The sequence below is a fragment of the Pseudonocardia parietis genome (assembly GCF_017876315.1).
Lineage (GTDB): Bacteria > Actinomycetota > Actinomycetes > Mycobacteriales > Pseudonocardiaceae > Pseudonocardia > Pseudonocardia parietis.
The window spans coordinates 1,799,147-1,818,034 of the sequence record NZ_JAGINU010000001.1 but is presented as its reverse complement, the minus strand read 5'-3'; the positions used below and the strand labels follow the sequence as shown (position 1 = coordinate 1,818,034).

At 73.7% G+C, this 18,888-nt stretch carries 19 protein-coding genes; 7 read left to right on the top strand and 12 right to left on the bottom strand.

Features of this window, described 5'->3' with window-relative positions:
- Positions 1 to 8: 8 nt before the first annotated feature.
- Both JOF36_RS08645 and JOF36_RS08640 read right to left on the bottom strand, forming a co-directional pair.
- Positions 9 to 650: an alpha/beta hydrolase family protein gene (locus JOF36_RS08645; protein WP_210026020.1), complete on the bottom strand. Its 642-nt coding sequence runs from the start codon at positions 648 to 650 to the stop codon at positions 9 to 11.
- Entirely contained in the window at positions 647 to 1,462 is an 816-nt protein-coding gene (locus tag JOF36_RS08640) for an SOS response-associated peptidase (RefSeq protein WP_210026018.1), read from the bottom strand. Before JOF36_RS08640 ends, JOF36_RS08645 begins: the two co-directional genes overlap by 4 nt.
- Before the next feature lie 35 nt (positions 1,463 to 1,497).
- Between JOF36_RS08640 and aroA the strand changes: the two genes are divergently transcribed.
- Genes aroA through JOF36_RS08625 form a run of 3 tightly spaced genes read left to right on the top strand, consistent with a single transcriptional unit; the run spans position 1,498 to position 4,727 of the window.
- On the top strand, positions 1,498 to 2,829 hold the full coding sequence (gene aroA, locus JOF36_RS08635; protein WP_210026016.1) for a 3-phosphoshikimate 1-carboxyvinyltransferase: 1,332 nt from the start codon (positions 1,498 to 1,500) through the stop codon (positions 2,827 to 2,829).
- Between the two features lies 1 nt (position 2,830).
- Positions 2,831 to 3,850, top strand: a complete 1,020-nt coding sequence (gene rsgA, locus JOF36_RS08630; protein ID WP_210026014.1) for a ribosome small subunit-dependent GTPase A — start codon at positions 2,831 to 2,833, stop codon at positions 3,848 to 3,850.
- 58 nt (positions 3,851 to 3,908) lie between these two features.
- The gene (locus JOF36_RS08625) at positions 3,909 to 4,727 is read left to right on the top strand and encodes an SCO4651 family lipoprotein (protein WP_210026013.1); all 819 of its coding nucleotides are present in this window, start codon (positions 3,909 to 3,911) and stop codon (positions 4,725 to 4,727) included.
- Between the two features lie 68 nt (positions 4,728 to 4,795).
- Here JOF36_RS08625 and JOF36_RS08620 read toward each other — a convergent pair whose 3' ends face one another.
- The 3 genes from JOF36_RS08620 to JOF36_RS08610 are packed head-to-tail and all read right to left on the bottom strand — an operon-like array spanning position 4,796 to position 7,711.
- Positions 4,796 to 5,734 carry an SMP-30/gluconolactonase/LRE family protein gene (locus JOF36_RS08620; protein ID WP_210026011.1) on the bottom strand — a complete coding sequence of 313 codons (939 nt, stop codon included), beginning with the start codon at positions 5,732 to 5,734 and terminating at the stop codon, positions 4,796 to 4,798.
- Between the two features lie 12 nt (positions 5,735 to 5,746).
- Complete coding sequence (locus tag JOF36_RS08615; protein ID WP_210026009.1) at positions 5,747 to 6,253, bottom strand: DUF6912 family protein; 507 nt, start codon at positions 6,251 to 6,253, stop codon at positions 5,747 to 5,749.
- Between the two features lie 27 nt (positions 6,254 to 6,280).
- A complete protein-coding gene (locus JOF36_RS08610; protein ID WP_210026007.1) occupies positions 6,281 to 7,711 on the bottom strand; it encodes a WS/DGAT/MGAT family O-acyltransferase in 1,431 nt (476 codons plus the stop codon).
- Here JOF36_RS08610 and JOF36_RS08605 point away from each other — a divergent pair.
- From JOF36_RS08605 to JOF36_RS08595, 3 genes are read left to right on the top strand one after another with little or no spacing between them, the layout of a single operon-like run.
- A complete protein-coding gene (locus tag JOF36_RS08605) occupies positions 7,710 to 8,519 on the top strand; it encodes a TrmH family RNA methyltransferase (RefSeq protein WP_210026005.1) in 810 nt (269 codons plus the stop codon). The two genes, JOF36_RS08610 and JOF36_RS08605, sit on opposite strands and share 2 nt — an antisense overlap.
- Positions 8,520 to 8,539: 20 nt before the next feature.
- Positions 8,540 to 9,811 carry an alpha-hydroxy acid oxidase gene (locus tag JOF36_RS08600; protein WP_210026003.1) on the top strand — a complete coding sequence of 424 codons (1,272 nt, stop codon included), beginning with the start codon at positions 8,540 to 8,542 and terminating at the stop codon, positions 9,809 to 9,811.
- Between the two features lie 18 nt (positions 9,812 to 9,829).
- Complete coding sequence (locus tag JOF36_RS08595) at positions 9,830 to 10,096, top strand: antitoxin (protein WP_210026001.1); 267 nt, start codon at positions 9,830 to 9,832, stop codon at positions 10,094 to 10,096.
- Positions 10,097 to 10,313: 217 nt separating this feature from the next.
- On the opposite strand, the gene JOF36_RS08590 is transcribed toward JOF36_RS08595, so the two are convergent.
- Genes JOF36_RS08590 through JOF36_RS08575 form a run of 4 tightly spaced genes read right to left on the bottom strand, consistent with a single transcriptional unit; the run spans position 10,314 to position 13,030 of the window.
- Positions 10,314 to 10,718 (bottom strand): HAD-IA family hydrolase, encoded by a 405-nt coding sequence (locus JOF36_RS08590; protein ID WP_210025999.1) that lies wholly within the window; start codon positions 10,716 to 10,718, stop codon positions 10,314 to 10,316.
- Between the two features lie 25 nt (positions 10,719 to 10,743).
- Positions 10,744 to 11,508 (bottom strand): ABC transporter permease, encoded by a 765-nt coding sequence (locus tag JOF36_RS08585; protein WP_210025998.1) that lies wholly within the window; start codon positions 11,506 to 11,508, stop codon positions 10,744 to 10,746.
- Complete coding sequence (locus JOF36_RS08580) at positions 11,505 to 12,482, bottom strand: ABC transporter ATP-binding protein (RefSeq protein ID WP_210025996.1); 978 nt, start codon at positions 12,480 to 12,482, stop codon at positions 11,505 to 11,507. Before JOF36_RS08580 ends, JOF36_RS08585 begins: the two co-directional genes overlap by 4 nt.
- Positions 12,446 to 13,030, bottom strand: coding sequence for a MarR family winged helix-turn-helix transcriptional regulator (locus JOF36_RS08575; protein ID WP_210025994.1), 585 nt, complete (start codon positions 13,028 to 13,030; stop codon positions 12,446 to 12,448). Before JOF36_RS08575 ends, JOF36_RS08580 begins: the two co-directional genes overlap by 37 nt.
- A 191-nt stretch (positions 13,031 to 13,221) precedes the next feature.
- On the opposite strand from JOF36_RS08575, the gene JOF36_RS08570 reads away from it, so the two are divergent.
- The gene (locus tag JOF36_RS08570; protein ID WP_210025993.1) at positions 13,222 to 13,848 is read left to right on the top strand and encodes an Rv3235 family protein; all 627 of its coding nucleotides are present in this window, start codon (positions 13,222 to 13,224) and stop codon (positions 13,846 to 13,848) included.
- A gap of 36 nt (positions 13,849 to 13,884) precedes the next feature.
- On the opposite strand, the gene secA is transcribed toward JOF36_RS08570, so the two are convergent.
- The 3 genes from secA to JOF36_RS08555 all read right to left on the bottom strand — a co-directional run bounded on the left by secA (position 13,885) and on the right by JOF36_RS08555 (position 18,819).
- The gene (gene secA, locus JOF36_RS08565) at positions 13,885 to 16,830 is read right to left on the bottom strand and encodes a preprotein translocase subunit SecA (RefSeq protein WP_307862278.1); all 2,946 of its coding nucleotides are present in this window, start codon (positions 16,828 to 16,830) and stop codon (positions 13,885 to 13,887) included.
- A gap of 220 nt (positions 16,831 to 17,050) precedes the next feature.
- Positions 17,051 to 17,710, bottom strand: coding sequence for a ribosome hibernation-promoting factor, HPF/YfiA family (hpf, locus tag JOF36_RS08560; RefSeq protein ID WP_210025989.1), 660 nt, complete (start codon positions 17,708 to 17,710; stop codon positions 17,051 to 17,053).
- Between the two features lie 326 nt (positions 17,711 to 18,036).
- A complete protein-coding gene (locus tag JOF36_RS08555) occupies positions 18,037 to 18,819 on the bottom strand; it encodes a ComF family protein (protein WP_210025987.1) in 783 nt (260 codons plus the stop codon).
- Positions 18,820 to 18,888 lie beyond the last annotated feature (69 nt).

Genomic DNA, 18,888 nt, shown 5'->3' with positions numbered 1-18,888 from the left:
GTGGTGCGTCACCGTGGCAGCGGCAGTTCCGCCAACCACTCCCCGACCGCGGCCCGCAGCGCCCCGTGCTCCTTCTTCAACCCGTGGTCGCCGTCGAGCAGCACCACCCGGCGGTCGGGGCCGTCGCCGGGTACCCCGAACCGGTCCGAGCGACCCTGGACGACGAGCACCGGCACTCCGGCGCCGTCCAGCTCGGGCTGCCGGGTCCGCTCGGGCTTGCCGGGCGGGTGCAGCGGGAACGCCAGGCACAGCACGGCGACGGCGCCGGTGGCGCCTGCGGTGCGACAGGCCACCCGGGCACCGGAGCTGCGGCCGCCCTGGACGAGTGGGAGGTCCGTGCCCATGCGTGATCCGCCTGCGCTACTCACGTGGTCCTTCGCCAGCTCGGCGGCGACGGCCGTCCACGCCTCGTCGAGGTGCCCGGCCGGTGCGGGGGCGCGCCGCCCGGCCACCCGGTACGGCTGCTCCACCAGCCCGACGTCGAACCCGGCGGCCGTCGCCGCCGCGGTCGCGGCCACCAGGTCGGGCGCCCCGATCCCGCCGCCCGCACCGTGCCCGAGCAGCAGCAGGCCCCGTGCGGGGTGCGGCGCGGCGTGCTGCGTCACCCGGGCCGGACCGCGCGGGGTGTCGATCTCCCGGGCTCCGGTCACGACAGCAGGTCGAGCTGGACCGGCTCGCGGACCTGGTCGTCCGGGAGGCGTTCCAGCAGCTCGGGGCCGTTGTTGCGGACGGCGTTGACCTGCGTGGAGACCGGCCGGATCTCACACGTGGACACCAGCTCAGGCGACGGTGGGACGAGCAGCCGGGTCACCTGCTCGTCCGAGGAACCGGTGTCGGGGTCGAGCCAGTCGGCCCAGTCGCCGGGCTGCAGCAGCAGGGGCATCCGGTCGTGCACCTGGGCCAGCGGCCCGACCGCCTCGGTGGTCAGCACGCAGGCCGTGACCAGGCCGTCCGGGTACTTCTCGGCCAGCTCGCCGCCCTTGGGCCGCCAGAACTCCCAGATCCCGGCCATCGCCAGCGTCGTGCCGTCGGCGTAGCAGGTGAAGTAGGGCTGCTTGGTCGGCTTGCCGCTGCCGCCCTGCGACTTCGGGACGGCGTCGTGGCGCTGCCACTCGTACCAGCCGTCGGCCGGGAACAGGCAGCGCCGGGACGCGACGGCCCGCCGGAACGCGGGCTTCTCGGTGATCGTCTCCGAGCGGGCGTTCACCATCCGCGCACCCGCCGAGGGATCCTTGGCCCAGAACGGCACCAGGCCCCAGCGCACCGTCCGCAACGAGCGCTCGGTGGTCTGCGGGTCGGCCGCGCCGTCGTCGTCACGCGGGTGCCGCTCGACGACGACCGTGATGTCCTTGGTCGGCGCCACGTTGTAGTCCGGGCGGGTCGACTCGGCCGTGGCGTCGACGGCGTGGAACTCGTCGGCCAGGTCGGCGGGGGCCTTGGTGGAGGCGTAACGGCCGCACATGCACCCCATCCTTCCACGTGGGGAAGGATGGGGGCGTGAGCTCCTGGTCCGCCCCCACGCCCGACGCCCCGGTGACCGGCACCCTCTCGGTGCCCGGCTCGAAGTCGGTGACCAACCGGGCACTGCTGCTCGCCGGGCTGTCCGGCGGCGACGCCCGGGTCGACGGTGCCCCGCCCACCCGGGACACCACGCTGATGTGCGACGCGCTCGCCGCGCTCGGCGTCCCCGTGACCGCCGACCACACAGCAGGCGACGCCGTGCTGTTCCGCGCGCACGCGGGACTGCGCGGCGGCACCCCCGAGCTCCCGGCGGAGGTCGACTGCGGGCTGGCCGGGACGGTGATGCGGTTCGTCCCGCCTGCCGCCGCCACCGCCGCAGGAACCGTCCGGTTCGACGGCGACCCGCGCGCCCGGGACCGTCCGATGGGGACGATGCTGTCCGCGCTGCGCACCCTGGGCGCCCGCATCGACGGCGACGCGCTGCCGTTCCGGCTGGACGGCGGCCCGATCGCCGGCGGTGAGGTGACGATCGACGCGTCGTCGTCGTCCCAGTTCGTGTCGGGCCTGCTGCTGTCCGGCGCACTGTTCGAGCGCGGGGTGACCGTGCACCACAGCGGACGGTCGCTGCCGTCGCTGCCGCACATCGACATGACCGTCGCGATGCTGCGCGAGGCCGGTGTCGCCGTCTCCGACCGGACGACCGGCGAGGGCCCGGCCACGTGGCGGGTGGAGCCCGGCCCGATCGCGGTGCGGGACCGGACGATCGAGCCGGACCTGTCGAACGCCTCGGTGTTCCTGGCCGCCGCCGTCGTGACCGGTGGGCGGGTCACGGTGCGCGACTGGCCGGTGGAGACCACCCAGCCCGGGGCGCACGTGCCGGGGGTGCTGGAGCAGTTCGGGGCGTCGGTCACCCGCGACGCCGACGGGCTGACCGTGACCGGACCGGACCGGTTGTCCGGTGTGGACGTCGACCTGCGGGCCGCAGGCGAGCTCGCCCCCACGGTCGCCGCCGTCGCCGCGCTGGCAGGCGGCCGGTCCCGGCTGCGCGGCATCGGGCACCTGCGCGGCCACGAGACCGACCGCCTCGCCGCGCTCGCTGCCGAGATCAACGCACTCGGCGGCGCCGTCACCGAGACCGAGGACGGCCTGGTGATCGAGCCGAAGGCGCTCACCGGCCGGTCGGACCGGCCCTGGGGTGCCTACGCCGACCACCGGATGGCGACCGCCGGCGCGATCGTCGGCCTGGTCGTCCCGGGTGTGCTGGTCGACGACATCGGCTGCACCGACAAGACGATCCCGGACTTCCCCGGCCGCTGGGCCGCGCTGCTGGGACGAGCCGACGAGCACGGGCGGGCCGGGGAGCGCTGACATGCCGCGTCGACACGACGTCCACGCCCTCGACGAGTCCGACGTCCGGATCCGGCCCGGGCGGCGTGGGTCGCGTCCACGCAGCAAGCGCCGCCCCGAGCACGCCGACGCGACCCGGGCGATGGTCACCGCCGTCGACCGCGGCCGCTGGACCTGCGCGCCGGACGCCGACCCGGAGCGGGCGCCGGTCGTCGCCATGCGGGCCCGCGAGCTCGGCCGGACCCCGGTCGTCGTCGGGGACCGGGTGGACCTCGTCGGTGACCTGTCCGGTGAGCCGAACACGCTGGCACGGATCGTGCGGGTCGCCGACCGGGACACGGTGCTGCGGCGCACCGCCGACGACACCGACCCCTACGAACGGGTCGTGGTCGCCAACGCCGCACGGCTGATCGTCGTCACCGCCGTCGCCGATCCGGTGCCGCGCACCGGGTTCGTCGACCGCTGCCTGGTCGCCGCCTATGCGGGCGGCCTCGAACCGGTGCTGTGCCTGACCAAGTCAGACCTGGCCGACCCGGAACCGTTCGCCGCCCAGTACCGCGAGCTCGGCGTGCCACTGGTGATCACCGGACGCTCCGGGACCGGGGCGCCCAGCGGCCTGGACGGGCTGCGCGAACAGCTCGCCGGGAAGCTGTGCGCGCTCGTCGGGCACTCCGGCGTCGGCAAGTCGACGCTGGTCAACGCCACCGTCCCGGAAGCGCACCAGACCATCGGGCGGCTCTCCGGCATCGGCAAGGGCCGGCACACCACGACAGCCGCACTCGCCTTCCCGCACGCCGACGGCTGGGTCGTCGACACCCCCGGCATCCGGTCCTTCGGGCTCGCACACGTCGGCCCGGACGACGTCGTCGCCGCGTTCGGCGACCTCGCCGCGGCGATCGACGACTGCCCGCGGGGCTGCGGGCACCTCGGGCCGCCCGCCGACCCGGAGTGCGCATTGGACGACCTGGTCGACTCGCGCGTCCACGCCGGAGGCAGACTCATCGCGTTGCGCCGCATCCTGGTGGCGCTCCACCAGGGCTGATCCGTGGTCGTGCCGCGGCGCCCGGGCCAGCACAGCGGTACACGGACGGAGGCCAACGGTGCCGGGACGGCGTCGAGCGGCGGTGGCGATCTGCGCCGCCGTACTCACCGGTGCTCTGTCCGGCTGCGCCGGGCCGGACCCGTCCGGCGCCACCCCCGTCCCGCCGCCGCCGGCGGCCGAGTCGCTGCCGAAGTACTACGACCCGGCGCGACTGCTCGCCGACGTCGACGCACGCACCCGTTCCGACGGCGGTGCCGTGCTGTCGGTCGCCGGGACGCTGACAGGGGAGGCCGGCCCGATCCCCGTCACCGGGGACGGCGCGCTCCGGATCGACCCGGCAGGTGCCGGGGCCGCGGTCCGGCTCCTGCTGCGCAGCGGGCCCGAGGGCACCGTCCCCCGGTCGATCGAGCTCGTGCGGGTCGACGATCGCACCTGGCTGCGCCCGCAGGGTGCCGGCTGGGCCGAGGCCGGCCGGGCGCCGATGTCGCCCGCCGCGCACGCCGACGCCACGCTCGCCGCGAACGTCGCCGCCGGGGTCGACCCGCTCGCCGCGGTGGCCCGCTACCCGGATGCGGTGCTGGTCGCCGACGCCCGCGACACCGACGTCGACGGCATCCCGGCCGTGCACTACACGCTGGTCGTCGACCTGGTCCGGGCGATCGCGACCGAGAACGACCCGGCCCGCCACGCGGCGCTCGCCGAGCAGCAGCAGGCCGGGGTCACCCGGATCAGCGCCGAGATCTGGCTGGACGCCGACCGGCGACCGCTGCGCGGCCGGATCCGCCAGCAGCTGCCCGGCTCCGAGGTGCTCGACCTGCTGATCCGCTACCGGGACTGGGGCGCGCCGGTGACCATCGAGCCCCCGCCCCGGAGCTGAGCCGTACCCACACGTCGATCAGCACGCCATCGCCCCCACCAGGACCGGAACGAGCGGCTCGACCGGGCTCAGCGGCGGAACGCGAGGTCCAGGCCGTCCACCGGCCAGGTACAGCGGTAGAGCCGGCCCCGCCCGGAGGACGTGACCCACGCGTCGCGCGAACCCGCACCGGCGAAGCAGATGTTGGTGACGTGGTGGTCGTGCTCGGGCGGCGCGACCGTGCCGAGCAGCTCCCCCGCCGGGGACAGCACGCTGACCTCACCGGAGACCAGCGTCGCGACGCACACGTTCCCGTCGCCGTCCACGGCCAGCGAGTCGAGGTTGCGGTAGCCGGAGAAGCCGTGCAGGAGCCGGGCGTCGGCGGGACCGGGCGGCCCGGGCAGCTCCGGCGGTGCACCGAGCGTGCCGGGCCCGGTCACCGCCCAGCACCAGACCCGGCCGGTGGCGGTCTCGGCGACGTACAGGCGCGACCCGTCCGGGGACAGGCCGACCCCGTTCGGGGTGGTCAGCGGGTGCACGACCTCGCTGATCCCGGAACCGTCCGGGTGGGCGTGGTAGAGCCCGCCGAGGTCGATCTCGCGGTGCCGGCGCTTGCCGAGATCGGTGAACCAGAACGCACCGGAGGCGTCGAAGACGATGTCGTTCGGGCCGCGCAGTCCCTCGTACAGCGTGCCGGCCTCCCCGGTGTCCGGGTCGACCCGCAGGATCTTCCCGCCGCTGTAGTCGTCGGGCTGGGTACCGGGGTACACGGTGCCGTCGGGGCGGGTGTGCCAGGTGAAGCCACCGTTGTCGCAGACGTACACCGCGCCGTCCGGGCCGATCGCGGCACCGTTCGGGCCGCCGCCGGTCTCGGCGAGCGGCCGGTGCGTCCCGTCGGGCAGCACCCGGGTCAACCGGCCGCCCGCGATCTCGACGACCAGCACCGAGCCGTCGGACAACGCCACCGGCCCCTCCGGGAACGCCAGCCCGCGGGTCACCTCGTGCAGTTGCGGTGCGACGAAGCTCATCCCGTCCTCCGATCAGCCGAGCTCGACGAGGAACGGCAGCTCGGAGGGCGCGTACCAGGCCAGCTCGTGGTCCTCGGCCTCGCCGATCAGGAACTCGGCGTCCAGGTCGCCCAGGTCTGCCTTGTCCACGACCGCGGCGGCCTCGCGGACGGCGTACTCGGCCTCCGGCAGGTCCACGTGCACGGCCGCGATCTTCGCGACGGGCACCGGGCCGGTGACCCGGACCGCGCCGTCGTCCAGATCGGGGCGCAGGGCGACGTCGTCGGTGTCGGCGGCCACGACCACCCGGCGGGCCGGGGTGGCGTCCTCACCGAGTCCGAACTCGACGGCGAGCAGCCGCAGCGACGCCCGGGCCGCCTCGTTCATCGCGGCGTACTCCAGCTCCTCGTCGTCACCGGCCACGTAGGACTCGCGCAGCTTCGGGGTCAGCGCGAACGCGGTCCCGCCCAGCGGCTCGAAGCTGCCGGTCGAGACCGTGCGCGCCAGCATCGGCCACGTCGCAGGGAGGTAGATCCGCACTTGGGGGGTCCTTTCTGAAGGCTCGGGCTACGGCCGCAGGGTCTCGAGCAGCTCGTCGAGCGACTCGTTCACCATCCCGGCGAGCACGTCGATGTCGCCCATCGCGTCCCGGTCGCCGTTGAGTCCGTAGTAGACACCGCCGTCGTAGCTGGTCAGTCCGATGGAGACCGCCTGGCCCTTCGCCAGCGGCACCACCGGGAACATCTCCAGCATCCGCGCACCCGCCGCGTAGAGCGGGAACTGCGGGCCGGGCACGTTGGTCACGACCAGGTTGAAGAAGTGCCGGGACATTCCGCTGGCGGCGCGGGCCCCGACGCCGTGCAGCGTCGGTGGGGCGAACCCGCCGATCCGGACGAGGGTGTCGGCGCCGACCGCGTCGCCGGTGTCGGTGTGTTCGCGCATCTGGTGGGTCACCTGGTGCAGCCGCACCAGCGGGCTCGGCTCGCCGACCGGCAGGTCCACCAGGAACGACGCCACCCGGTTGCCGAGCGAGCTGCCGGTCGCCGAGCTGGGGACGTCACCCTCGCCGCGCACCGACAGCGGGACCAGCGCCCGCACGGAGGAGGACCCGCCGACCGGTTCGCCGCGCGACATCAGCCAGGTGCGCAGCGCGCCCGCGATCACGGCGAGGACGACGTCGTTCACGTCGCAGCCGTAGGCGGCCCGGACCTTGCGGTAGTCCTCCAGGTCGGTGCGGGCGAGCCCGAACCGGCGCTGGGTGGAGATCTCGGCGTTCAGCGGCAGCCCCGGTGCACGGCGACCGGCGGTACGGGCCATCGTGAGCACCTTGCCCGCCGCCCCGGCGAGCTTGCCGACGGTCGCGAGCGCGTCCCCGGTGGCGACGCGAACGTTGTCCACCATCTCGGTCGGCCGGGTCACCGCCTCGGCGATCGCGTCCAGGATCAGCTGGCCGTCGCTCGGCTCGGGGCGGGGCATCCACAGCTCGTCCGGCGTCTCCCGCGGCTCGTCCGAGACGTCGAGGATCACCTGGCCGATGTCGATCGCCGAGATCCCGTCGACCATCGCCTGGTGGGTCTTGGTGACGATGGCGATCCGGCCGTTCTCGCCGCTGCCCGCGGGGGCGAGTCCCTCGACGAGGTACATCTCCCACAGCGGACGGGCGTGGTCCAGCGGCCGCGACATCAGCCGTGCGACCAGCTCGGTCAGCTGCTCCTCGCTGCCCGGACGGGGCAGCGCCGAGCGCCGTACGTGGTAGGCGATGTCGAACTCGGGATCGTCGACCCACACCGGGCGGGCCAGGTTCCCGGGAACGTGCCGGACCTTCTGCCGGTAGCGCGGCACCAGGGCGATGCGCTGCTCGATCAGCTCGACGAGCCGGTCGTAGTCGAAGCCGTCGCCGGGGCGCTCGAACACGGAGATCCCGCCGACGTGCATGGGCGTGGTCGCCTCCTCCAGATAGAGGAAGGAGGCGTCGAGCGCGGAGAGCCGGGGCGGCATGGCCGCGATCCTACGTGCGCATGCGATTCTGCCCGTCGTGACCGACCGCGCCGTCCCCCCAGCCGTGTCCCCCAAGGACCGCTTCATCACCGTGTACGGCCGCAAGCCCGTCCTGGAGGCGCTGGCCGACCCCGATCTCGAGGTGGACAAGGTCGTGCTGGCCGACTCGGTGCGGGGTGCGGGCGAACGCGAGATCACCGCGGCGGCACGCGGCCGGGGGGTGGCGGTGCAGCGGGCCACCGCCCAGCGGGTGAAGGTGCTCGCCGGCAACGGGCGCCACGACCAGGGCGTGCTGGCCGACGTCGTCGCCCCCCGGATGGCTCCACTGAGCGTGTTCCTCTCCGACCTCGGAAGCCGGCGCCCGGCGTCGGTGCTGGTCCTCGACGCCGTCACCAACCCGTCCAACGTCGGCATGATCCTGCGCAGCGCGACGGCCGCCGGACTGGACGGCGTGCTGCTGCCCCGCCGCGGGGTCCCGGCGATCGACCCACTGGTGATCAAGGCGTCGGCCGGGGTGGCGTTCTCGGCGCCGGTCCTGCGCTGCAGCACCGCCGCCGAGGGGATCGACCTCATGCACGGCGCCGGGTTCTCGGTGTCCGGCCTCGACGCCGGTGGCGAGTCGCTGCTCGACGCCGACCTGCCGCACCGGGTCGCGCTGGTGCTCGGCAACGAGACCGACGGCCTGACCGACGCCGTCCGGGAACGCTGCGACGGCATCCTGTCACTGCCGATGTACGGCGGGGTGGAGTCGCTCAACGTCGCCTCGGCCGGTGCGATCGCGGCCTACGAGTTGCTGCGCCGCCGGTGAGGGCTCCCTAGGGTCGGGCCATGGTGCACCGTCGCATGCCCCGCCCGTCCGAGCTGGCGCCGCTGCTGCGGCCCGCCCCCCTCACCCTGGATCGGACGGCGGCGAAGCTCGCCCGCGCGACCAGCATCGGCGACCTGCGGCTGCTCGCCCGCAAGCGCGCACCGCGGGCGGTGTTCGACTACACCGACGGCGCCGCCGAGGACGAGGTGAGCCTGCGCCGGGCCCGCGAGGTGTGGGCATCGGTCGAGTTCTCCCCCACCGTGCTGCGCGACGTCTCCCGGGTCGACACCGGACGGGAGATCCTGGGCGGGCCCAGCGCCCTGCCGTTCGTGCTGGCCCCGACCGGCTTCACCCGGATGATGCACACCGAGGGGGAACGCGCGGTCGCCGCCGTCGCGGCGCAGGCCGGCATCCCGTACACGCTGTCCACCATGGGCTCGACGACCATCGAGGGCGTCGCCGAGGCCGGTCGCGGTGGGCGGCACTGGTTCCAGCTCTACCTCTGGCGGGACCGCTCGGTCGCCCGCGAGCTCGTCTCCCGAGCCGCCGCCGCCGGGTACGACACGTTGCTGCTGACCGTCGACACCCCCGTCGGCGGCAACCGGCGCCGCGACACCCGCAACGGGTTGTCCATCCCGCCCTCGCTGTCGCTGCGGACCTTCCTCGACGGCGCCCGGCACCCCCGCTGGTGGTTCGACCTGCTCACCACCGAGCCGCTGACGTTCGAGAGCCTCGCCGCGGGCGGCGGCACACCGTTCGAGGTGATCAACCGGGTCTTCGACCCCGCCCTGACCCTGGACGACGTCACGTGGCTGCGGGAGAACTGGCCCGGCAAGCTGGTCATCAAGGGGATCCAGTCGGTGACCGACGCCCGCCGGGTGGTCGACGCCGGCGCGGATGCCGTCCTGCTCTCCAACCACGGTGGACGGCAGCTGGACCGGGCCCCGGTCCCCGCCGAGCTGATCGAACCGGTCGTGCAGGAACTCGGCGACGACGCGGAGGTGCTCGTCGACACCGGGATCATGCACGGCGGCGACGTCGTCGCCGCCGTCGCGCTGGGGGCGCGGGCGGCGCTGGTCGGCCGGGCCTACCTGTACGGGCTGATGGCCGGCGGGCAAGCCGGTGTGCAGCGGGCCGTGGAGATCCTGCGGGCCGAGGTGGAGCGCACGATGCAGCTGCTCGGGGTGACCCATATCAAGGACCTCCGCCCGGAACACATCCGGCTCCGCTCGGCGATTCGGGCCCCTGCTCACCCGGATGGAGGACGCGCCGCGGGTGCGCCCGGACGCTGAGGCCGTCACGATGGCCGCATGGGTTTCCTGGACAAGGCCAAGGAACTGCTCGGCAAGCACGACGACAAGGTCGATCAGGCACTGAACAAGGCCGGTGACGCGGCCAAGAAGAAGTTCGCCGGCAACGAGCAGCACGTCGACACCGCGACCAAGTTCGCCCGCGAGCGGACCGGTACCGGTGACAGCACAGCGCAGGAGCCGGGCCAGGCGCCGCCGGAGGGTCAGCAGCAGCCGGGTCAGGCGCCGCCGCCCCCGCCGCCGGGTCAGGCGCCGCCGCAGCAGTGAGACCGCGCCGGCGACCCCGGCGCGCGCGCAGGACCGGCCCGGCACCCGCCGGGTCCGGCCGAACACGAGGCGCCGTCCGCAGTGGCGGGCGGCGCCTTCGCATGTCCGGGCGGTGACTCCGCAGGACCGTCCGGCGCTCTGCGCCCGACCGGCGCTCTGCGCCCGACCGGCGCTTCAGGCGTCCGATCGGCGGTTCAGGGCGTCCGACACCGGCGGTTCAGGCCGACGCCGGGACGCCCAGCAGGATCTCGAGCTCGGCGAGGGTGGCGCCGGCTTCGACGTGCCGGACGCCGACCGCACCGGCCGCGGCCGCGCCCCGCACGCAGACCCCGAGGTCGTCGACGACCACGCAGTCCGCCGTCTCGAGCCCGAGCTCCGCCGCGGCCGCGGCGAACGCGTCCGGGCTGGGCTTGCGGGCACCGCGCACCGCGCCGAGCAGGACGGTGCCGAAGGCGGCGGCGCACTCGTCGGGCACGGCGTGCGCGCCGGAGAACAGCGCCGTCCGGACGCCGGCGTCGGCGGCCCGGCGGGCGTAGTCGAGCAGCCGGGCACCGCCGTCGGGCTCGTCGAGGACACCGCCGTAGTCGATGATCAGACCGCGCAGGGAGGGTGCGTGCGCCACCTGCGCGACGCTACCTCCCGGTGCATCAGTCCAGGGCCCGGCGGAGGAAGCCGCGGATGCCTAGCAGCATGAACAGCACGACGGCGAGGACCGGCACCACCACGCAGAGCCACAGCGGCATGTGCGGCACCTGCGGTACCAGTGCCGCGCGCAGGCCCTCGCTCACGTAGGTCAGCGGGTTCAGCGCGGACAGCACCTGGAACCAGCGCAGGTCCTCCAGGGTCAGCCACGGGTACTGCACCGAGCCGGTGAACAGCAGCGGGGTGAAGATCACCGCGAAGATGACGTTGATCCGCCGCGGCGGCACGGCGGTGCCGATCGTCAGGCCCATCGCCGCACCGAGCAGCGAGCCGAGCACGACCATCGCGAGCGCGGGCAGCAGGCCCTCCGGCGGCCAGCTCACGTCGATCATCAGCAGCCCGATCGGCACCATCAGCAGGCTGGCCAGCAGTCCGCGCAGGCTCGCGAACACGACCTTCTCGACGGCCACCGCCCACACCGGCATCGGCGCGAGCAGCCGGTCGTCGATCTCCCGGGTCCAGGACAGCTCGAACACCAGCGGCAACGTGACACTCTGCAGCGCGCCGAACATCGCGTTCAGCGCGATCAGGCCGGGCAGCATGATCTCCCCGTAGCCCTCGGCCACGAACCCGCCGCGGCCGAGGACCACGACGAACACCAGCAGGAAGAAGAACGGCTGCACCAGCGTCTGGGCCAGGAACGAGGGCAGCTCCCGCCCCGTGACGTAGACGTCGCGGCGGAGCACCGCCAGGAACGCGCGACCGCTCACCGCAGGTCCCTTCCCGTCAGGTCGATGAAGACGTCCTCGAGCGTCGCCTCGCCCAGCGAGACCTCGTGTGCCGCCGCGCCGTGCCGGCCGAGCAGGTCGACGACCGGGGCGAGCAGCGTCGCGGGCTGGCAGGTGACCGACAGCCGGAAGGCCTCCGTGCCCGTATCGCCGCGGCCCGGTGGTGTCTCGATCCGGGCGACCCCGTCCAGTGCGGACAACGCGTCGCGGAGCGGTCCGGCTCCTGCGGGGCCGGGCTCGGCCACGATCTCGACGGTCGCGCTGCCGGGCAGCGAGCGGACCAGGGCGTCCGGGGTGTCCAGCGCGAGCAGCTTCCCGTGGTCGACGATGCCGATCCGGTCGGACAGCTTGTGTGCCTCGTCCATGTCGTGCGTGGTGAGGACGACCGTGATGCCCTCCTCGCGCAGCGCCCGGATGTGGTCGTGCACGAACAGCCGTGCCTGCGGGTCGAGCCCGGTGGACGGCTCGTCGAGGAACAGCACCTCGGGCCGGTGCATCAGCGCCCGGGCGATCATGACGCGCTGCGCCTGGCCGCCGGAGAGATCGTCGGCGATGGCCTTCGCCTTGTCGGCCAGCCCCATCCGGTCCAGCAGCTCGTCGGCCCGCCGGTTCCGCTCGGCCCGGCCGACGCCGTGGTACGCGGCGTGGAAGACCAGGTTGTCCCGGACGCCGAGCGAGCGGTCCAGGTTCTGCCGCTGCGGGACGACGGCGAGCCGCGCGCAGACCGCGACGGAGTCGGCCCGGACGTCCAGACCCGCCACCCGGGCGGTGCCGGACGTCGGCACGACCCTGGTGGTCAGGACGCCGACGGTGGTCGTCTTGCCTGCGCCGTTCGGGCCGAGCAGGCCGAACACCTCGCCCGGGTCGACCTCGAACGACACCCCGTCGACGGCGTTGCGGGCCGCCTTCGGGTAGCGCTTCACCAGGTCGACGACCTCGACCGCGGGCTGCCCCATTCGCATCCTCCTGATTGTTCGTCGTGGTGATCCTGCTCCAGGAGCGCGATCACCGCGATCAGATACTCGCGGATCGCCTCGGCGTGGTCCGCCGGGAGCTCCGGGAGCCACGGCCCGCGAGCGGCGGGGCGTACGGCACGCAATCGCTCCCGGCCGGCTCCGGTGATCGTCACCCGGCGGATCCGGCGGTCGCCGGGGTCGGTGACGCGTGCGGCGAGGCCCTCGCCCTCCAGCCCGTCGAGGACCGGGGTCAGCGTGGCCGGGCCGATCCGAGCCCGGGCGGCGAGCTCGCGCTGGACCAGTCCGCCGGTGCGCGACAGCACGTCGAGGACGGTGACCGCGGTCAGCGGCAGACCGTGCGGTGCCAGGCGCTCGCGACGCTCGGCCCGCACAGCCGCACCGGCCCGGACCAGCAGATCCGCCGTGGTTCCCTGCGGCTCGGCGTCGGCGCCGGGTTGCGGTTCGGGGACGAGGCGGGGTGGGGAGAGCAGCGGGTCCGGTGGGGCCGCCGGGACCGGTGCGGGATCGGATTTCGCGGAATCGGGCATCGCGGGAGGCTAGGGCGCCGGTGCAGGGCCCGGGGCCGGTTCAGGACGAAGCCGCTGCGGACGCAAACGATGCTGTACCGAACCGTGCTGTGCCGCATGGTGCTGACTCGCACGATGGTGCGCCGGACGCTGCGGGGGCGGATCCCGGGCGGAGGCACCGGGAACCGGCCCCGACGCCGCACGCTCGACGGGTGACCACCACGACCACGCCGGCCACGGCTGCCGTTCCGACTGCTCGAGGGCCCGAGGTAGCACCGCCCGCGGCGACCGTGCTCGTCGCCCGCACGATCGACGACGTGCCACCGGAGCTCCCACCGGGCCTCGTCGTCGTCCTGCCGGGTGGGTTCCGGATGTGGTCGGGCCAGGTGCCCGGCCCGGGTCCGCCCCCGCACCCGCACGCACCGGAGCCGGGCATCGCTGTGCCGGAGGTGGTCCCGCCGGACGCGAGGCAGACCCGCGCCCGCGCGGCCGAGCTGACCCGGCTGGTGGCCGAGGTGCTGGCGGGGCGCAGGGCACCGGCCCAGCTCGGTGGGCTCGCCACGCCGCTCGTGCTGCGCTACCTCCGAGCCACGCGGGCCGGCGTCGCCGCACGCCCGGCGCTCGCCTCCGCCGGACGCGGCGGACGGGCGGGCACACCGGGTTGCGGCGCGCCGGCCACGGCCCGACCGGCCCGGGTCCACGTCACGCAGCCGCACCCGGACGCCGCGGAAGTCTGCGCGACCGTCCCGATCGCCGGGCGGCCACGGGCACTCGCGCTGCGCCTGGACCGGACGGCGGGCGACGCACCGTGGGTCGTCACCGCCGTCCGCCTGGTCTGAGCGCGCGACTCGGCTCAGCGCTGCCGGCGGTTCGGCTCAGCGCTGCCTGCGGTTCGCCTTCTCCGCGCGACGGCGCTGGGCCCGGTTGACACCGGCCTCGCCGGCCCCGCTGCCGTTCGGAGCACCGGCGTTCGGACCACCGGTGTTCGGCCCGCCCCTGTTCGGACCACCGGCATTCGGGGCGCCGGCGTTCGGGGCCCCGCCGTTCGGAGCGCCGGCGTTCGGCGCCTGCCCCGAGCCACGCGGGGCGGCCGCGTACCGGCCGGTCCGGCCGGCACCGGATGCCGCGCCGCCGCCGTCGCCGCGACGGGCGACACCGCCGTCCTCCCCCGGCCCGCTGTACTGCAGGTTCTGCGGCGCGGAGGTGCGGAACAGGTTCGGCAGGACCACGGTGCTCTCGCTCGGGTCCTCGGCAGGCACCCGCCGGATGACCGGGATCTCGGTCGTCTCCGGCTCCGCCTCCTGCACCGGGGCGGCCGGCTGCTGCACCTGCACGACGACGTTGAACAGGTGCCCGATCGTCTCCTCCTTGATGCCCTCGAGCATCGCGGAGAACATGTCGAACCCCTCGCGCTGGTACTCGATCACCGGGTCGCGCTGGGCCATGGCCCGCAGCCCGATGCCCTCCTTGAGGTAGTCCATCTCGTAGAGGTGCTCGCGCCACTTGCGGTCGATGACCTGCATCAACACCTGGCGCTCGAGCTCGCGCATCCCGCCCTGCGCGCCGATCAGACCGTCGATCTCGGCCTCGCGCCGGGCGTAGGACTGCTCCGCGTCGGCGAGGATGGCCTTCTCCAGCTGCTCGGCGGAGAGGTCGTCGAGGTCCTCGGCGAGGGTCTTCCCGTCCAGCGAGACCGGGTAGAGGCCACGCAACGCGGTCCAGAGCTTCTCGAGGTCCCAGTCCTCGGAGTAGCCCTCGGACGTCGCCCCGGCGACGTAGTCGTGGACCACGTCCTCGAGCATGTTGTGGGTCTGGCGCGCGACGTCCTCACCGTCGAGCACCCGGCGGCGCTCGTCGTAGATGACCTTGCGCTGCTTGTTGAGGACCTCGTCGTACTTGAGGACGTTCTTCCGGATCTCGAAGTTCTGCTGCTCGACCTGGGTCTGCGCGCTCCGGATCGCGCGGGTGACCATCTTGGCCTCGATGGGCACGTCGTCCGGCAGGTTGAACCGGTTCATGATCGACTCGACGACCTGGCCGTTGAACCGGCGCATGAGCTCGTCACCGAGCGACAGGTAGAACCGCGACTCGCCCGGGTCGCCCTGACGACCGGACCGGCCGCGCAGCTGGTTGTCGATGCGGCGGGACTCGTGCCGCTCGGTGCCCAGCACGTAGAGACCGCCCGCGTTCCGGACCTCCTCGGCCTCCGCCGCGACCTGCTTGCGCATCCGGCCCAGCACCGCGTCCCACGCCGCCTCGTACTGCTCGCGGGTGTCGACCGGATCGAGCCCCTGGCTGCGCAGCTCCAGGTCGGCGAGGAACTCCGGGTTCCCGCCGAGCATGATGTCGGTACCGCGACCCGCCATGTTGGTGGCGACCGTGACGGCGCCGGCGTGGCCGGCCTGCGCGATGATCGTCGCCTCACGGGCGTGGTTCTTCGCGTTCAGCACCTCGTGCGGCACACCCCGGCGCAGCAACAGCTTGGCCAGGTACTCGGACTTCTCGACGCTCGTCGTGCCGATCAGGACGGGCTGGCCGTTGCTGTGCTTCTCGGCGATGTCGTCGGCCACCGCCTCGAACTTCGCCGGCTCGGTCTTGTAGATCAGGTCGGCCTGGTCGGCCCGCACCCGCGGGCGGTTCGGCGGGATCGAGACGACCGACATCTTGTAGATCTCGTGCAGCTCGGCGGCCTCGGTCTGGGCCGTACCGGTCATGCCGGCGAGCTTGTCGTAGAGCCGGAAGAAGTTCTGCAGGGTGATCGTCGCCAGAGTCTGGTTCTCCGGCTTGATATCGACGCCTTCCTTGGCCTCGATCGCCTGGTGCATGCCCTCGTTGTAGCGACGCCCGGCCAGCACCCGGCCGGTGAACTCGTCGACGATCAGGACCTCACCGTCGTTGACGATGTAGTCCTTGTCCCTCTTGAACAGCTCCTTGACCTTGATGGCGTTGTTCAGGTAGCCGACCAGCGGGGTGTTCGCGGACTCGTAGAGGTTGTCGATGCCGAGCTGGTCCTCGATCAGCGCGACGCCCTCCTCGGTGATGCCGACGGTGCGCTTGCGCTCGTCGACCTCGTAGTGGACGTCCCGGGACAGCATCGGGGCGAGCCGCGCGAACTCCTGGTACCAGCGGGCGCTCTGCTCGGCCGGGCCGGAGATGATCAGCGGGGTCCGGGCCTCGTCGATGAGGATCGAGTCCGCCTCGTCGACGATGGCGAAGTTGTGCCCGCGCTGGACCATGTCGGCCGCGTTCCACGCCATGTTGTCGCGCAGGTAGTCGAAGCCGAACTCGTTGTTCGTGCCGTAGGTGACGTCGCACGCGTACTGCTCGCGGCGCTGCAGCGGCGTCATCTCGGCGAGGATCACGCCGACCGTCAGGCCGAGCCAGCGGTGGATCCGGCCCATGGTCTCGGAGTCGCGCTTGGCCAGGTAGTCGTTCGTCGTGATGATGTGGACGCCCTTGGCCTCGAGCGCGTTGAGGTACACGGCCAGGGTCGAGGTCAGGGTCTTGCCCTCACCGGTGCCCATCTCGGCCACGTTGCCCATGTGCAGGGCCCCGGCGCCCATCAGCTGCACGGTGAAGGGCCGCTGGCCCAGGGTCCGCTGTGCGGCCTCGCGGACGGTGGCGAACGCCTCCGGCAGGATCTCGTCGAGAGACGCACCGCCGGCGAGACGCTCACGGAACTCCTGCGTCTTCGCACACAGTTGGGCGTCGGTGAGGCCCTCGAATTCCGGCTCCAGGCCGTCGATGTGCGCGGCGATCTTGCCGAGCCGCTTCACCAGCTTGGTCTCGCCGGCCCGGAGGAGTCGACTCAGGAAGGGCACTGCCGACCTCATTCACGTCGCGGTCAGGACACGGGACGGGCGCCACTCACCGGAGGAGGTCACACCGGCCCGACTCCATGGTACGGGCCCGGCGCGACCGGTCCCGCGCCGCTTGGGCGACGCTCGACAAGTGGTGCCGCGGTACACCGGTCCGGCACGCGGCCGGCACCGCCGGGCGCGGGTGCACCACCGTGGGCGGTGATGCACCCGCGCCGGACGGTCACGCGCCGAGCCGGATCACTCCGTAGTCGTACCCGCGGCGCCGGTACACGACCGATGGGAGACCGGTGTCGCTGCAGGAGAACAGATAGAAGTCGTGCCCGACCAGCTCCATCCGGGACAACGCCTCGTCCACCGTCATCGGGGAGGCGGCGTGCATCTTCTCGCGGACGATGCGGCCGGGCAGGGAATCTGCCTCCCACTGTTCCTCGAGCGCGGCGAGCTCCGCGTCGGGCAACGACTCGTCGTGCGAGCGGGGCTCGGGAATGGTGTCGGTGTCCGGCGGGGCCTGCTCCATCAGGGCGACGGCCGACGCGTCGGCGGCGAGCCGGGAGGCCTGCACGCGGTCGCGGCGACTGGGCTTGCGACGGTCGTGGGAGCGGCGTAGCCGCTCGGCGAGCTTGCCGACGGCCATGTCCAGGGCGGCGTAGAAGTCGGCCGCCGAGGCCTCTGCCCGGGCGACGGCACCACAGCCGCCGCGGCCGGTGATCTCCACCCGCTGGCAGGACTTCTGCTGTCGGCGGTTCGGCTCGTGGAAGAGTTCCACCTCCATTCCGACGATCTTGTGGTCGTGGCGCTCCAGACGCGTGAGCTTCTCCTCGACCAGACCACGGAAGTGATCAGGCACCTCGACGTTCCGGCCGGTGACGACGATCTCCACTCGGACATCCCTCGCTTCGGTGGTACTGAACCCGAGACGCGACGACGGCCCCGGGGGTGGGCTATCGGTCGTTCCTCCTGTGTGGTAGCGGTCGGAGTTCACCGGACGTTATCGGTAAATCCGCGTGCTCGACAGGTCGTTCGCCGACCCGCTCGGGGGACATCCTGGCTCGTCACGCACTGTGCGGCCACCGGCGCGCGGCACGCCGGGTGACACTCGCCCGTCACTTCCGGCGCTCACCGGGGAAACGTGCCGCCCGGGTCCACACCGGAGGGACACCCCGACGGGCACCGCGGCGCCCGTGGAGACGCAGAATGTGGCAGCGGTCACACTCGTGTGGGTGACGTCGCGTCCGCCAGCAGCACCGATGCCGCCGGACCGAGCCCCAGGCACTCCAGCGCCTCACGGCAGGCCCGGAGCGTGGCTCCGGTGGTCACGACGTCGTCGACCAGCACCACGGGCTCCCACGGCGGCGGTCGCGCGGGCACCGGGACCGCCGCCGGCGGGCCCGTGCCGTGCCAGGGTCCACCGGTTCCGGCTCTGCGTCCCGCCGCCGCGGCGGCGGGACGCAGAGCCGCTGCCAGGTTCTCGGCGCGCCCCGCCGCGTCCAGGCCGACCGAGTCCCGCGCGCGCCGGTCCAGGACGAGCACCGGCAGGGTCCGCGCCGGTAGCCCGGCGGTGGCGAGCCGTGCCTCCAGCGCCCGGCACAGCCGCAGCACGTGGTCACCACCGCGGGTCCGCGCGGCTCCCGGGCGGGACGGGGCGGGTACCAGCCGGACGAGGCCGGGATCCGCGGCCGGCGGACGACCGGCCGGCAGAGCCGCCGCCACCGCGGGCACGAGCAGGGCCGCCAGGTCGGGCGCGAGGTCCCGGCGGCCGCGTTCCTTGTACGCCAGCACCGCCCGGCGCAACGGGCCCCGGTACCGGCCGGCCACCACGACCCGGCCCGCGCCCGGCACCCGGACCGCGAACGGCCCCGCCGTGTCCTCCGCACAGGCCGGGCACCAGCCGCCGCTGCCGGGCGGGCCGGCCCCGCATCCGCCGCACGTTCGCGGCAGCAGCAGGTCCAGCAGTGCCGCGAACGGTGTCGGGCCACGGGTCGGTGTCATGGCGCCAGGATGCCGCCCGGTGCCGGGACCATCCGGCCGTCGAGCGGCCCGGGGCCCGAGTTGTCCACA